The organism is Paenibacillus sp. PvR098 (assembly GCF_017833255.1).
GTDB lineage: Bacteria > Bacillota > Bacilli > Paenibacillales > NBRC-103111 > Paenibacillus_G.
Genome location: NZ_JAFIBU010000001.1, coordinates 1611836 through 1626927 on the forward strand (window position 1 = coordinate 1611836; position 15092 = coordinate 1626927).

At 42.3% G+C, this 15092-nt stretch carries 16 protein-coding genes; 6 read left to right on the forward strand and 10 right to left on the reverse strand.

Going from position 1 to position 15092, the window contains the following annotated elements:
* Positions 1-434 precede the first annotated feature (434 nt).
* The 9 genes from JOE45_RS08020 to JOE45_RS08060 all read right to left on the reverse strand — a co-directional run bounded on the left by JOE45_RS08020 (position 435) and on the right by JOE45_RS08060 (position 8332).
* Positions 435-1292, reverse strand: coding sequence for an ABC transporter permease (locus JOE45_RS08020; RefSeq protein WP_210020692.1), 858 nt, complete (start codon positions 1290-1292; stop codon positions 435-437).
* 8 nt (positions 1293-1300) lie between these two features.
* A complete protein-coding gene (locus JOE45_RS08025) occupies positions 1301-2299 on the reverse strand; it encodes an aliphatic sulfonate ABC transporter substrate-binding protein (RefSeq protein ID WP_210020691.1) in 999 nt (332 codons plus the stop codon).
* Between the two features lie 21 nt (positions 2300-2320).
* Positions 2321-3106, reverse strand: coding sequence for an ABC transporter ATP-binding protein (locus JOE45_RS08030; protein WP_210020690.1), 786 nt, complete (start codon positions 3104-3106; stop codon positions 2321-2323).
* Between the two features lie 54 nt (positions 3107-3160).
* Positions 3161-4495: an LLM class flavin-dependent oxidoreductase gene (locus JOE45_RS08035; protein ID WP_210020689.1), complete on the reverse strand. Its 1335-nt coding sequence runs from the start codon at positions 4493-4495 to the stop codon at positions 3161-3163.
* Positions 4496-4719: 224 nt separating this feature from the next.
* Positions 4720-4920 (reverse strand): YezD family protein, encoded by a 201-nt coding sequence (locus JOE45_RS08040; protein ID WP_210020688.1) that lies wholly within the window; start codon positions 4918-4920, stop codon positions 4720-4722.
* Positions 4921-5482: 562 nt separating this feature from the next.
* The gene (locus JOE45_RS08045; protein WP_210020687.1) at positions 5483-5788 is read right to left on the reverse strand and encodes a chromate resistance protein ChrB domain-containing protein; all 306 of its coding nucleotides are present in this window, start codon (positions 5786-5788) and stop codon (positions 5483-5485) included.
* The gene (locus JOE45_RS08050; RefSeq protein ID WP_210020686.1) at positions 5785-6216 is read right to left on the reverse strand and encodes a Chromate resistance protein ChrB; all 432 of its coding nucleotides are present in this window, start codon (positions 6214-6216) and stop codon (positions 5785-5787) included. The genes JOE45_RS08045 and JOE45_RS08050 overlap by 4 nt, the downstream gene beginning before the upstream one ends.
* 16 nt (positions 6217-6232) lie before the next feature.
* On the reverse strand, positions 6233-6673 hold the full coding sequence (locus JOE45_RS08055) for a chromate transporter (RefSeq protein ID WP_210023369.1): 441 nt from the start codon (positions 6671-6673) through the stop codon (positions 6233-6235).
* Positions 6674-7045: 372 nt separating this feature from the next.
* The gene (locus JOE45_RS08060) at positions 7046-8332 is read right to left on the reverse strand and encodes an IS110 family RNA-guided transposase (RefSeq protein WP_210020685.1); all 1287 of its coding nucleotides are present in this window, start codon (positions 8330-8332) and stop codon (positions 7046-7048) included.
* A gap of 364 nt (positions 8333-8696) precedes the next feature.
* Here JOE45_RS08060 and JOE45_RS08065 point away from each other — a divergent pair, with 364 nt between their 5' ends.
* The 3 genes from JOE45_RS08065 (at position 8697) to JOE45_RS24155 (ending at position 9957) form a co-directional block, all read left to right on the forward strand.
* Entirely contained in the window at positions 8697-9101 is a 405-nt protein-coding gene (locus JOE45_RS08065; protein WP_210020684.1) for a CBS domain-containing protein, read from the forward strand.
* Positions 9102-9211: 110 nt separating this feature from the next.
* Positions 9212-9553, forward strand: coding sequence for a transposase (locus JOE45_RS08070; protein WP_210020683.1), 342 nt, complete (start codon positions 9212-9214; stop codon positions 9551-9553).
* Complete coding sequence (locus tag JOE45_RS24155) at positions 9496-9957, forward strand: IS3 family transposase (protein WP_461479554.1); 462 nt, start codon at positions 9496-9498, stop codon at positions 9955-9957. Before JOE45_RS08070 ends, JOE45_RS24155 begins: the two co-directional genes overlap by 58 nt.
* A gap of 74 nt (positions 9958-10031) precedes the next feature.
* Here the strand turns inward: JOE45_RS24155 and JOE45_RS08080 are convergent, their stop codons facing one another.
* Positions 10032-11654: a recombinase family protein gene (locus tag JOE45_RS08080; protein WP_210020681.1), complete on the reverse strand. Its 1623-nt coding sequence runs from the start codon at positions 11652-11654 to the stop codon at positions 10032-10034.
* Between the two features lie 106 nt (positions 11655-11760).
* Between JOE45_RS08080 and JOE45_RS08085 the strand changes: the two genes are divergently transcribed.
* The 3 genes from JOE45_RS08085 to JOE45_RS08095 all read left to right on the forward strand — a co-directional run bounded on the left by JOE45_RS08085 (position 11761) and on the right by JOE45_RS08095 (position 14988).
* The gene (locus JOE45_RS08085) at positions 11761-11916 is read left to right on the forward strand and encodes a hypothetical protein (protein WP_210020680.1); all 156 of its coding nucleotides are present in this window, start codon (positions 11761-11763) and stop codon (positions 11914-11916) included.
* A gap of 340 nt (positions 11917-12256) precedes the next feature.
* A complete protein-coding gene (locus JOE45_RS08090; protein ID WP_210020679.1) occupies positions 12257-12943 on the forward strand; it encodes a rolling circle replication-associated protein in 687 nt (228 codons plus the stop codon).
* Between the two features lie 416 nt (positions 12944-13359).
* Complete coding sequence (locus JOE45_RS08095) at positions 13360-14988, forward strand: RNA-directed DNA polymerase (RefSeq protein WP_210020678.1); 1629 nt, start codon at positions 13360-13362, stop codon at positions 14986-14988.
* The last annotated feature ends 104 nt before the right edge of the window (positions 14989-15092 follow it).

Sequence of the window (15092 nt, forward strand, 5' to 3'; positions counted from 1 at the left end):
TATCGTAGTGCCATTCCCATTTACTACTGCGTTTTGAAGCGTTTGTTCTTTCGGATTACTCCCTCTTTATAGAATCACTTTTCTCCGGATAACTCTCTAAATCACAGGATTTCATTATGTTCTTTTGGCTAAAGACAATTACCGCATGGGACAAAGTTGTAGTTAAAGAAATATATGGATCTCCTGAAAGGCAATAATACGTCCACCTAAGTCACCTTTAGGTAAAAAATGGTTACTAAGGTAAAGTATGATCTGTAAGAGTTCCTCACGCTCAAAGAAATCTACACGGAGCGTCGATAGTTCCGGACTGCTGGGATAAAATGCAAACCACTTTCTCATACGATGTGTGAGATGATGGAGGTGAATGTCATACCCAAAAATAGTGCCGATCCCAAAATGGACCGCGCAGATAATCGTGCAGATAAGAAAGACAATCAACCAGAATAACTATCACGCCACTTCAGCATCTTTTTCTCTAAAAAACGGACGAAGGAGTCGGATAGTTTACCTACGATGGCAAAAATCAAAATGCCGACGATAACGACGTCCGTCCGGGAAAATTGTCGGGCATCGTTAATCATATAGCCTACCCCTTCACTCGACCCCATTAATTCCGCTACAACCAGCCCCAGCCAAGAAACCCCGATTGACAACCGCAACCCCAATAAAATACTTGGGAGCGCTGCTGGGATAATCAGTTTGGAAACCAGTTTTATTTTGCTGAATTCCAGTACCTTGGCGACTTCAAACAGCTTGGAATCGACGCCGCGTATTCCGGTAAAAGTGTTGATGTATAAAGGAAAAAAGGCGCCAAGCGCAATCAGCAGCACTTTGGATTCTTCACCTATTCCAAACCAAAGAATAAATAGCGGGGTTATCGCCAGATGCGGAATCGTTCGCAGCATTTGTACAGATGGATCAACCGTTTCTTCAAATTTCCTGAATAATCCGGCCAATATGCCCGAAAGCAAACCCAGCGAACCGCCCAAGAGAAAACCCGTCAGGGCGCGGTATAAGCTGATGCTCAAATTTCCGAACAACTCCCCGGACACGATCAATTCCCAGAACGCTGCCGTGATCTGAATTGGAGAAGGTAAAATCGTACCCGATACCATTTCGGAGAAAGCCGCTAATTGCCAGAAAATAACCAAAATAACGGGTAACAAGCTTCCTCTGATAATACTTAAGCCCAGTGATTTTTTTTTGCCTGCGTGGTCGGAAACCGTAGGATTTTTAATCTTTTCTGTCTTGGCTGTTGTTTTTGCCGTCAAGGCATTCGAATACGCCTTCATTCTCCCACCTACTTGTTAGTTTTAGTATCCTTTTTTACGTTATTAATGAACGTATTGTCAATTACCTTGGCGGCGTCCAGTTTATTTTTTACGCCTCCCAGCTGTTGAAGCGTGTCTGCCGTTTTTTGCTGCTCCTTGATGTACTCGTCGGATACAGGGTCATTACGGAAATCGGTGTTGTTTGCTATGTTGGCCACAATGGATTTATCCAGTTTGAGAACTTTTGAATAGAGCTCGATCGCTTCATTCGCATTGTTGCTTTGCCAGGACACCGCCTCATCCAATGCTTTTAAATAAAGCTCCACAAATTCGGGATGCTCTTTCGCAAATTTTGTGCTGGTGATGTTAAAATTCGGACTCGGCATTTTCAAATCATCGCCCGACACTAATATCCTGGCTCCGACGTTGGCTTGCTCTGTACTAATAAAAGGCTCCCAGATCCCCCATACATCCACAGTGTTGTTTTCGAATGCCGGCTTGGCTTCAGAAGGGGCCAATTGAATTAACTTCACATCGGACGGCTGCAATCCGGCTTGATCAAGGGTACGATAAATCAGATTATAAGATGTGCTGCCTTTAGCAACAGCTATCTTCTTGTCTTTTAATTCTTGGATCGTTTTAATCGGGCTGTCCTTCGGCACTAATAACACATTATTCTTTAATCCGGTACTGTACAAGGAAACCACTTTGAAGTCGATGCCCGCTGACTGAGCAACGATAACCGGTGTATTTCCGCAAGCGAGAAAATCGATATGATTGGCGGACAATGCTTCAAATTCTTCGGGTCCAGTTTGAAATTCAACCCAGTTAATTTTCGCCCCTTTTGCGGCAAACTGCTGTTCTATAAATCCTTTTTCTTTAGCGAGATAAGCAGGTGACATCGTTTTGATAAAACCTATGTTCACTGTTAAATCTTGCGCGCTCTCACTCGCCTGTTTGGCGCATCCGGTTAAAGTAATTGCGAGAATGCATGATAGCAATAAGATACTCCATTTGGTCTTTTTCATTTTTCTATTCCCCCAATAATATTAAATTCCTGCTCCTTCAACTAGAGCAATACCTTCCCATTTTTCGAATTCCTGCAGCACCTTGAGGCGAAAATTTTGAAAGGAGACACTCGTCTTTTTTCGAGGATAAGGCAGATGGTTTGTAATAACCTCACGGATCACGCCGGGTTTAGCTCCCATGATCACAATTTTATTAGCTACAAAAACAGCCTCATCGATATCATGCGTTACTAAAATCATAGAGGTCTTTTTGTTTTCCCATATTTCGAGTATCGCTTCCTGCATATGGGTTCTTGTAAAAGCGTCCAGCGCGCCGAAAGGTTCATCCAGCAATAATACTTCAGGCTCCCGAAGCAGAGCTCGAGCTATGGAAACACGCTGGGACATGCCTCCGGAAAGTGCTTTCGGATAAGTTTTCTCAAATCCTTTGAGATGAGTGAGTTCCAGCAGTTCATTGACTTTATTACGAACGGCTGGTGTTTTTATGGAGTGATTTGCAGCAATGTTTTGTTCCACCGTCAACCATGGAAAAAGCCGATGCTCTTGGAATATGAAGCCTTTCTCCATACTTGGACTAGTAACTATCTCATCTCCCAGATAAACGGTGCCCTCATGATCGCTATCCAGACCGGCTATAATTTTGAGCAATGTACTTTTTCCGCAACCGCTCGGTCCGATAATGGCAATGAACTGGCCCTGGTCTATATGTAGGTTTATATTGTTCAATACGTTTAATGAACCCTTTTCCGTTTTAAAGGTTTTCCCCACGTTTTCAATTCGGATCGCTTTTTCTGACAAAGCAAACATTCCTTTCTTTAAAAAGGTGCCAAGTTTCCTGGCTCAGCTGTGCCATACGATATATTATCTAACTGTAACTCCGCTGAATTTATTTTGCGGTCTGGCCAGACCCAGATGATCTCTTAACATGCTTCCTGAATATTCCCTCCGGAATAACCCTCTTTGCTGAAGCACAGGAATGACCGTATTCACAAACTCCTCCAAACCTCCCGGTAAATAGGAGGGCATAATATTGAAGCCGTCGGCAGCTCCGTTCGTAAACCACTCTTCCAGTTGGTCCGCTATCATGTCCGGCGTGCCGACAACCGTTCGATGTCCGCGTGCTCCCGCAATACGAAGGCTCAGTTCCCTAATCGTCAAGCTTTCCTTCCTGGCAAGGTTAATCAAAAGATCAGATCTGCTCTTTCCACCGTTTGTTTCGGGAAAATCAGGCAGCGGTCCGTCGAGCGGATACACCGATAAATCGTGATCCATCAGATCAGACAGCAGACCCACTCCCGCCATTGGATGAATAAGGTCCTGCAGAAAAGCCTCCTTCTCTCTGGCCTCTTTAAGAGTTGCACCGATAATCGGCATAATGCCCGGCATGATTTTCACATCGCTTTCAGATCTTCCGTACTGAGATAATTGCCCCTTCACACTGGAATAAAAAGCTTGGGCATCTTCAATCGTTTGCTGGGCGGTGAAAATGACCTCTGCCGTTTGGGCGGCAAGGTCTTTTCCCGGTCCCGAAGAGCCTGCTTGAATAATAATAGGCCTGCCTTGCGGAGTACGGGACACATTTAGCGGACCGCGGACTGAAAAGTTTTCACCCTTATAATCGATTGTATGAATTTTGTCGACATCGGCAAAAACTCCAGACTCTTTATCAATTATTAGTGCCTCGTCTTCCCAGCTATCCCACAATCTGGTCACGACATCGATATATTCGCGGGCTCTCTCGTACCGCAAACTGTGATCCGGGTGCTTTTCCTTGCTGAAATTAGAAGCCTCAGTGGAGTAAGCAGATGTAACCACATTCCAAGCCGCCCGGCCGCCGCTCAGATGATCCAATGACGCAAACATCCTTGCTATATGAAAAGGTTCTGTATAAGTTGTTGTCACGGTCGCTGCCAATCCGATATGTTGTGTAACGGCCGAGAGGGCAGACAATAAAGTAATCGGTTCCGGCTTCACTGACGCCGTGTAAGAGACAGCGGTACTGTGGGGCAATACAACGTTATCGGCGAGGAAAATCATATCGAACTTTCCTTGTTCCGCAATTTGGGCCAGTTCTTTATAAAAGTTCAAGTCCAGAATTTTAGCGGATTTAGCCTCCGGATGTCTCCAGGCTGCGACATGATGACCGACAAAATATAAGAATGCGCCTAAATTCATCTGTCTTACTTTTGTACTCATAGACCTCTCCTCTTTCTTTTACCAAGTATATTAATAAAAAAACTCTGAATTATATGCAAAAAAAGACAGCTGGAAGTCCAACGTATAAACACACGTATGGGTCTCCGGCTGTCCGGTCGACTCATTCTTTGAATAAAAAAGAGACTCCCCAAAATTGTCCACGCTAAGAGCGTAGGCATTAAAGGAAGTCTCCGGTGGTCCGGTAGACCTTGGTTTTCTTACATTCATCTGTTTCCTTTGCCTTCTGAAGGATTACGGTGCCTGGGAACAAAGGTTTCCGATTCAAAACGTTTGCGCTCCGTTCTTTCGATTTGGACAATTTTTCCATCATGGATGATGATTTGAACCATTCCATACTCCAGCCCATTAATGCTTTGAATGATACGATGTGTCCAAAGATCATCTTTATCCAACGGCTTATCCATTTATGCCACTCTCCGTATTTTAATCTTGTTTTTACTATGTGTTTAATAGGCGTTCTATGTTAATAAATAACAATCCAGCTCCGGTTGATCCGGTCACATAACTAACTATTCCGATGAACTTAATATGATATGAAAATTATATTAACATTTGACTAAATAGGTGTCAATCGATTTTTTAGAACTAGGATTTACGGTGACACAAATGATGATGAATTTATTCGTACAATTCACCGACCTATGGAATTAGTTTTTCCGTGGTTTGAAAGGACACCGAGAAAAAGAGAAATTGATGCTAAATTTTACTTTCACAAGATGTTTGTATGATATATACTACATTTGCTGACATTTTAACTTCATGGAATGGGACTCTTGAGCAAACCAGTCGAAAGGCTGGGACGTAAACGCATGGGTCGTCGATTTCGATAAGTAAATACCGATCACCAGTCAGCAAGCTTGTTTTTTTGCCAATTTGAAACCCTTTTTTATATTAGGTAATTTAGCATTACTGCCAAATAGCTTAACAAGGCTGCCGATCGACCCCGGGGCAACCTCGTGGTGTAGGTTATTCTGCTCTCGTTCTTCGTCGTATGAATGAGCCCACAAGTAATTGATTTTGTCCAATTCGAGCGATTCGTTCCAAAATCGGGTCTTTGATTTGATATTCTCGCAACATGGTATGAAATGTGCAATGACCCCTTCGATGTGTTAGTCGAACACCAGGGATATCAAAGGGTTCAAATCCTTCTGGCAATGGCTTCTGACCAACAGGAATAAACATAAATTCCACATCAGAATCAATCCATTTTCTAATCAACCAAGCACAAGCCATTCTCTCTACTCCGACATTTTCCCAAGTAACCCACTTCATTTTTTTCCTCCTCTGCTTGCTTGTAGTGCATCAAGAACTCGTTCACCTAAATCAGATTGGAAGTAATCTTGTGTTTTAACAAATTGATATTTCTTTGATAATGCGGCGAGATCAAATTCTTCCTTCTTCAATTCTTCAAGTATTTCGGCATAATCTTTGTCTACCTGTTCCAGAAACTCCTTAATAATAAACTCGTCTTGCCCTTCTAAGACAGGACGAGATTCCCAAAGCGAAGCCTCTCCGCCAAGCTCCTGAATTTTTATTACCAGCCACTGTAACTGTTCTCGTGTCTTTGGTGTGGATGGAAGACACCAAACCGATTCATGAAGGAGAACGGCACCAAGTCTTTTTAGTTTACGCCATACATAAACACGAGTTTTACTTGGGTTACGTGGGATTTTATATAATAAATGCAACCAATTCTGCACCAATTCACCGCCATTTTTAATGCACCATAGGATAGACAATTAACCCAACCATAGCCGCTACAAGGATAATAATGGGTTCTGAAACTTTTTTACTTTTCCATAGTAATCCTAACGTAATAAGGGCAAATAAAGCCGTAGGAATATCAATAATAGACCTTTGCCCCAACACAATAACAGCTCCACTAATGGCTCCTGTCGCAGCCGCCGTTACACCATTAACAAAGGCATTAATTCCAGGTAGTCTTCCATACTTCTTAAAGAAAGGTGCAGGGATAATGGTAAACAAATAACAAGGTAAAAATGTGGCTAATGAAGCAACAGTAGCTCCATTGAATCCAGCTACCAAGTAACCAATAAATCCCGTTGTAATAACGACTGGACCTGGTGTAATCATGGCTACCGCAACCGCATCAAGGAATTGTTGAGCATTTAACCAACCGTATTCCTCCCTCGGTATTAAGTATTTTTCTCATGTATGCTCACTCATTCGCAGGATTTCACCACCCCGGAAAACAGGAATTGTTCGGAAAATAAACTACAAGAACCGTTTGTGTCTTATTGGGGCATGCGGGAATAGAAGAAACGTCTGAAATGCTTCTTCGATCCAACTTTTACTGCACGCAAACTCCACAAATGCCTTGGTTGTTTACCATCCCATGGCTCAACGGGTCTATGCCCTCACATTCCATCGTTACACTTATCCAAGGTGTGGAGACCGATAGCGTTTAGCGAATGGGTCTGAGCCCTTATGAGACACGAACTCGGTCCTCCGTGCTTTCTTTTTGAAATCCTGCCAATGAGTCAATCTACCTTCTTTACAAGTTGTCGTCTAAGCAGCCGGAGTTAAGGTGAAGCCAGCTTTTTCAGCAGAAAACATTTCTCCTCGTTGTACGATCCCGATCAGGATCCGGGCCAGTTTGCCAAGCAATTTAAACACGGATTGTTGCCTTTTCATGTGTTTGGACCGAATATTATTCTCGTGTAATTTTCGAAAGACAGGATTCGTCGCGGTGAGTGTGATCGTCGCGAGATACAAATATTTGCGTAACGTAGAGTCTCCTCGTTTTGAGAGAATGATCTGTCCTTTGCGTTTTCCCGACATACTTTCAGCCAGATTTAAGCCGGCTTTACGCAGCAATCGACGTCCGTGAGCATATTGTCTGAGGTCACCAGCACCTGACAGAATAGCTGCAATGAAAATGGTTCCTAATCCTTTAATGGACCGAAGTTGTACGGCCATAGGAATTTCACCGAGAAGTGCCTGGACGTCCTTCTCTATCTTTTCAAGCATGTCTACGACGCGTTCATACTCTTCTATTAACCGCCCTAAATCCTGTTTAGCCTCAACGACAGCTGTGAGATCTCCCACACTCCGCTTGGCCTGGACAAGGAGTTGCGCGGCTTTTTGGGTTCCGGTGGAGCCACCGGCTTTTTGCATATGCTCTCTCCAACTTATAATAATCTCCGCTACCGACCGAGATGCAACATCCTGCGGACAGGGGAATGCTTTTAATGTAGCCATGGAACGTTTACAGGTCCAATCCTTGAACACCGTTGTGTACTCAGGGAAACGAATATCCAACCACCGAATGATACGGTTTTGCAGACGCACGTTGTGGGTGACCCAGAACTCCCGATCGCTCATCATTGTATGCAGCCTCTGGAAAGTGTTAGCTTGTCGTTTGTATTCATAATAGTAGCCACGGCTTATGATATCTGAGATGACCAATGCATCTTTCGGATCGCTCTTTGATGGACTATTGTCGCGATTTTCCTTGTTTCTTTTCGTAGTGGCAGGATTCACCAAGACAACAGTCACACCTTTTTTCTCAAGCCAATTGGCCAAGTTCCACCAATAGTGACCGGTGGGTTCCATGCCAATGATGAGGCTGCTTAGCCGGTGCCTTTGCTGCAATCCTTCCATCCACCGTTGTAGTTTTTCAAACCCCTCCATGGAATTACTAAACGATAAATGACGATTAGAGAGCACAATCCCCCGGAAATTCGTAGCTTGCGCCACATGCGTCTCTTTTGCCATGTCGATACCTACGACAAGATGAGTTGTGGTGATTCGTTCAATCCGTTGATTTTGTCCGTCCGATTGCTTAAACTTCATAGTAAGAGCGCCTCCTTGATGATGTTGGGTATAAACCCGTCGACAAACTCATCATACCGAGGCGCTCTCTTTTTGACAAAGTTCAATTCTTAGCCTATACTGGAATGTTTAGCTTAGTGCTTATCGGCATACTAAATCTTTATATACATAGTCTACAACTATAACCATACTCAGACATTGGGTAACTTTCTCCGATAATTAAAAAAAGCCCGCTATTTGCACGGACTTAATTCGGACTATGTTCTTGTCTTTCGACATAACTTTTAGCATCCTTTATTCGATAATGTTACTAGGCATGCCCCAGTCACTTCCACATGCACCCCGCGACGAAATATGCTTTAATATACCAAAGGAGCGTGATTCAATGGACATCAAATCGTTTCTATATCCCAAGAACAAGGTCTCTTACCTCATGACATCCTCTAATATGAAAGAAGCCATGGATAAATTGGAGGCGAGCCACTATACGGCCATTCCGATCTTGGACGACAATGGCTTATATTTCGGAACGCTATCCGAGGGAGATTTATTATGGAAGTTGAAAGCCACACCCGGCCTCAGCTTCTATACGATGCACGAAATTCCTGTCGTCTCCATCAAAAAACGGATGAAAGTCGAATGCGTCGCGATCGGTGCCGATTTGGACGATATGCTGGCGCTGGCGGCCGATCAGAACTTTGTTCCGGTCGTAGACGCCGATCGCGTCTTCCTCGGTATTATTCGCCGCAAAGATATAATCGAATACTATACCCGAAATATTGCTGATTAGTTGGAAAAACCTGATCTTGCGGATCATGAAGGCTGCCGTTCGCTGATATTATCCCCTTTAAGTAGACAGTGCGAAGAAAGCGCACTACAGTTTACTTGGAGGGGATTTTTTTGGGCGAGCTTCGAAAGACGTATGACGTTGAATTTAAACATAAAGCCGTTAAGATGTTCATCAACGACATGATGGGCTATAAAACTGTTGCAAAAGCATTGGGTATCAACGATAACATGGTTTGGCGATGGGTTGCGCATTATGAAAAAGAAGCTCTAGCTGGGCTAGAAGAAAAGCGTGGTAAGTCAGTTGGAAGTTCGAAGGGGCGTCCAAAGGTGCAAGCAATGAGCCCGGAGCAGGAACTTGAACGATTGCGCGCGGAGAATGAATATCTAAAAAAGCTATGGGCATTACAAAGGGGGCAAAACGACGGCAAAGGACCAATGAATACATCATCATAGAGCAATTATCGCCATCTTATTCGGTCACCCTACTATGTGAATTAGCAGGTGTTTCCCGCAGTGGGTACTACAAGTGGCTGCAGAATAAAGAGAATAAGTCAGCCAATCAAATCGAAAACGAAATCATCATGCAGAAAATCATGGAGTGCCACACAAAGTTGAGAGCGATCTACGGGTATCCGCGTATTCAAGTATGGCTCCAGAAGACCTATGGTCTCAGGGTCAACCACAAACGCGTATATCACTTAATGAAACTATTAGGCATTCGTTCCCGAATACGCAGGAAAAGACCTTACTACGGTCGACAAGAGGCTTACGTAATCTCAAAGAACACATTAAACCGTGATTTTCAAGCATCGCGTCCAAATGAGAAATGGGTAACGGATATTACCTATCTACTTTGACGGGGTTAAGTTCATAGCCGCGGCAGCCGGTTTGCTTTGAACTATTGTTATCCGTTAGCGTAATGATCTAGGCGTTACTTGTGATACGCTTCACCTAGACCTATACTTTGCACGACTTGATCATGATAAAACTCGATTTTGATTTCCTCGGTAGGTGGGTGCAATTCAATGTGACGAATAAAGGTACGTATAAGTTCACGCTTCTCACTATTTGTTGCATTATCATAAGCCATGCGGAAGTTAGAAAAGAATTCCTTAAGCACTTCCACGTTCACATTGTACTCCTGACTATATGAGCGTTTGAGAGCCTTTATCTTGCCTTCAATGTCGTCCTTTTTACCCTTCATGCGGTTGATCTCTTCGGCAATCAATGAAGGATCAACACCTTGCTTGATTGCATTCAGTAGTCGTTGAATTTCTTGGTCAATCTTCTTTTCGTTAGTGGATAGTTCAGCGATAGCTTTATCCGTTTGTGCATTCTTTGATTTGGCGTTTGTCGTTACGTCTTTTATGAGCTCATCCACTTTTTCCGGAGTTGTATAACGTGCTTGAATTTCCTCGACTAACTTTTGCTCTAACCATGTAGCATCTACTTTCCACACGCTGCTGCACGCAATTTCGCCCTTCATTCGATTGACACCGCAGATATACTTTCTCCAGTTCCTTGTGGAATTTCCATAACCGATAACGTTTCCACCGCAAACACCGCAGCTAAAAAGCGGACTGCCTTCAAAGTTTAGACCTGTTAGCAGGTGTTTACTATCTTTGGTTGCTCCTGCTAGTGCGCCACTTCTGTTTAACTTCTTCCTCTCTAAAGCGGCTTCTAGTTCTGCTTCGGTGATGATGGCAGGGTGGGCGCTAGGGACAGTGACCCATTCATGCTTAGGCTTATATTTGCGTCCTGTATTGCGCTCGATTTTGTTCCAATGTGCGATTCCTGCGTACTGCTCCAATCGATCTTCCTTAAGAACATCGACAACTGTAGGTGTAGTCCAATATCCCCCAGTAGGACATGACACACCTCTTGCATTTAAATCATCTCTAATCTGGTTGTAAGACATTTTTTGATATGTATATAGATCGACAATCACGTTTCTTATAATTGGGGCGTTTACCTCATCCAGTACCCAATTAGACTTTAGAATCGGTTTTCCTTTATGGTCTTGCCCACGTTGCAAATATATAATCTTATAACCAAAAGGAGCCCTACCTCCATTTTTGTAACACCATCCCGTTTCGGGGTCACGATTCTGTAAGTTTCGTTCCATACCCTTTTTAACGTGGAAAGCTATCTCCCTGCTGGTCGCTTCATTTTTAAGTTCTTGTATACCTTCAAGCCACAATCCTGCTGTAGTGTTATAGTCCAGATAAGGCTCATTAACTGAACGGATGTCTACGCCATGTTTACGTAAGTTACGTTTGCTCTCTGTCGCTTCTGCACGATTCCTTGCAAATCGACTGGAATCATCAACAATGATATAACTTGGACGTTGTTGAATCGCGTCTTGTATCATGGCTTTAAATTGTTCCCTGTTATCTTCGCGGTAAGCCGAATCACTATCCATATAAGTCCTTAAAATTTCAATGCCATGTTCTTTAGCATATCTCTCGATCCTTGAGAACTGTTCCGGTAACGAGTTGTCTTTTTTCGCTTGATCCTTCGTACTTACGCGAGTATAAGCAAATGCTGTTAGCATAGGTTGCCTCCTCCAAAAAACGTTTCTTCTATTCTACCAAAAATTTCTTGTCTAAAACATGTGTTCTCTATTATAATTTACATATAACTTCATAGGAGGTGAACAATTGAAGGCCAGTAAGGTTAACGATCTGCCACAGCAGGCAAAGTTAACCGTGGTAACTGATAAAATGACCGATTCCAACATCTTGAAATCATTGGAACAGGCACGTTACCAATTAATGGCCAGAATCGCTACTCGAATGCTTAAAGAGGGTAAATAAACTTTAACCCTGTGGGCGGCAACATGGAACATAATAAACTTTATATAAATGTGATGAATGGTTATAAGATAACCCACCTAAATGATGATATGAGTGAGGACTCTCGAAACGGTATGGGAAGTTGAACGGCAGGATATGGAGTCCCCTGCCTGATTGAATACGTTAATGGTAAAGGTGCTGATACGTTGAGGATAAATTGTGAAAAGGTTTATTATATTGGAGGATTCCAAGGACATGTGACGCGAATTGCCGCTGCATGTCCTTTTCATTTTGTCGCAGCATTCTGGCGACTCTGGACCATCCTGCTGTGTGCACTAATAAACTGCACACGAGGTGTCCGATGGAAGTTGAAAAGGTATTTAGAAACACTCGTATTTATGATCTTAATGGAGATTACGAAGCTATTCACTGTCGGATGGGATGGAAAACTAATAATCCTTCTTCGGCTGTACCTAAGTCCAAACGTGGTGAATCTAAGGATTACCAACAAAACCGTAATAAGACTTTACAAAAAGCAAAGTCAAAAATTCGCAGGCTAATTAGGACATATAAGTTATTCCGATTTGTTACTCTAACCTTCGCTGAAAATATGGATGAAACTAGAGCCGCGGATCATGAATTTCGCAAATTTATGAAACGACTGCAACGCAGATATTCCGAATTTAAGTATATCGCTGTCAGGGAGTTTCAAGATCGTGGCGCTATCCATTATCATTTAGCGGTCAATTCGTTTATCCCACAGCGGCTATTAAGCGAACTATGGGGACAAGGGTTTGTGTGGATCGAAAAGAAAAAAGGTAAAGACGACAGGCTTGCTAATTACCTTGTAAAGTACATTACAAAACATGCAAATGATGAAAGGTTACAAGGGGTCCACAGTTACCTTTGCTCTCATGGATTAAAGCTTAGTACCGTTGACCGATATTTCAATTCATTAGATGAAGTTCGGGATTATTTGAGCAGCTTGGGGAAAAAGAAAGATAACCAATTTATATGCTTCTTCGATGATATCGTATGGATTAAATGACGCAGAACCTGCAAATAGCAGAACGCGCGGGAATTCGCGAACACTTCGTGTTCAAGAGAACCGCGTGGAATGCCTTAATTGCAGTAACGCTGCCTGAAGAAAGCCAAAAGAGAGCCCGTCAAGGCAAGCTTTATGCCTTGATGGGCGTTTCCTTTTACCCACACTCGGATATGTCCCAGCCTAATGGCTGGGGCTGGCTAACGCCGAGTGTGGGGTGCAGGGGGCGAGCCCCCTGCGTATCCCCCGCAGGGGGACGGAAGGGGGAGGTTTTAAAGCTTTTCCTTTACTTGACTAATGGTAGTAATTTGACCGAAAGAGAATATGGAATATTGTGAAAAATTGAAGGAAATTGCAAACATTTGTAGAATAATTTTACTGCATAGATTACTAAATCTCACTTCGAAAGGTGACCTTTCATGGCTCGACAAATGAGGTTAACAATGCAACATTTAGTTTCCAATGGGTACTTTCCTATAGAACTGATCCCTGCCTTTAATACCAACGAATTGGGCAATAACATAAATAGTATAATACCGTCCTTAAGTGGTATGAATATAACTATCAACGGTGAGAAGATACTCAGCAGCAAGGGATGCATACACACTATTCCAAGAATCTTACACCAGCGCAGGCATTTAACTATTCCAAATCCATTCCATCAGATTAAAGTATTCGAGGGGATCGTTAACAATTGGCAAGACATAAAGACCAAAATTAATGCTTCAAAGTATTCTCTCACAAAACCCGTCGTTCAAAAGAATCTATTGAGAGCAATAAATCGTGCTCATAACTTTAATGAGATACCAGCAATTCTACCACTGCTCTCTTCAAGCTTTAGATATGTCTTACGAACAGACATTTCAAGATACTACGCAACAATTTATACACATTCAATACCTTGGGCCTGTCACGGAAAGGTATTTGCCAAGAATAAAGCTAACAGGGGGAATCTGCATTATGGTAATTTATTAGATTCAACCATTAGAAATACACAAGATCAACAAACAATAGGGATTCCGATCGGTCCTGATTCTTCGCTCGTTGTTTCTGAATTAATCGGCTCTGCGATGGATAAAGAAATCTATAATGAAACTAATGCCAAGGGTTTTAGATATGTTGATGATTTATATTTCTTTTTCAATTCAATGGCAGAAGCCGAAGAGGCCTTAACAAAAATACAAAAAGTCGCAAAAAACTATGAGTTGGAATTAAACCCTGAGAAAACAGAGATTTATCCACTTCCCAGGACACTAGAACAGCATTGGACTTCAGAAATAAGAAACTATCAGTTTCATGATTCCATTAGAAGACAAAAAACAGACCTAATAACATTCTTTTCGAAAGCTTTTGAATATTGTAAAAGATACCCGAATGAATATGTTTTAAAATACTCTCTTATACGATTAAAAAATGTGTTTATTGAAAAAGATAATTGGCAATTATATCAATCCCTTATCTTGAATTCTATGATCGCGGAACCAAGTGTACTTCCTACAGCTACAGAAATATTTTTAGCTTATGAAAAAATGGGATATAACTTAAATTTCAAGGAGATAGAAAACACAATTAACAATCTGATTGGTTACCATGCGAAATTGGGACAAGGATATGAAGTTTCTTGGAGCCTCTGGATGGCAAAAACTTTAAATTTAAAAGTAAGTAGATCTTCAGCAAAAGAGATATCACAAATGGATGATTGTATAAGTGCACTAACGGCTCTCGATATGAGAAGCTCTGGCTTGATACCTCATGGCCTGAATACGACTAACTGGAGCAGCTTTCTAACTCATGAAAATTTGTATCAAGATAAATGGTTACTAGCGTATGAAGCGGTGAAAAAAGGTTGGCTTACCGTGAGAAACAGTTATATCCCATCTGATCCTTTCTTCTCAATACTTAGTGCCAAAAATATAGAATTCTATAATCCAAATCTACAACTTGCTCCATCGAAACCAAACAAAATAACAACTGTAAAAAACGTCGGTAATGTTCAATTACCTAACGGTTACACTTTTACAGGCGATGGCGGTGGTGGTGGATATTGAATTGAAACGACCAATGGTGAAAATGACGCACTTATTTGACGAGTACTTAATTGAGCCTATGCGAGGGTAAAATCAGTGTGGAGAAGTTTGTTAAAATCTTTAAA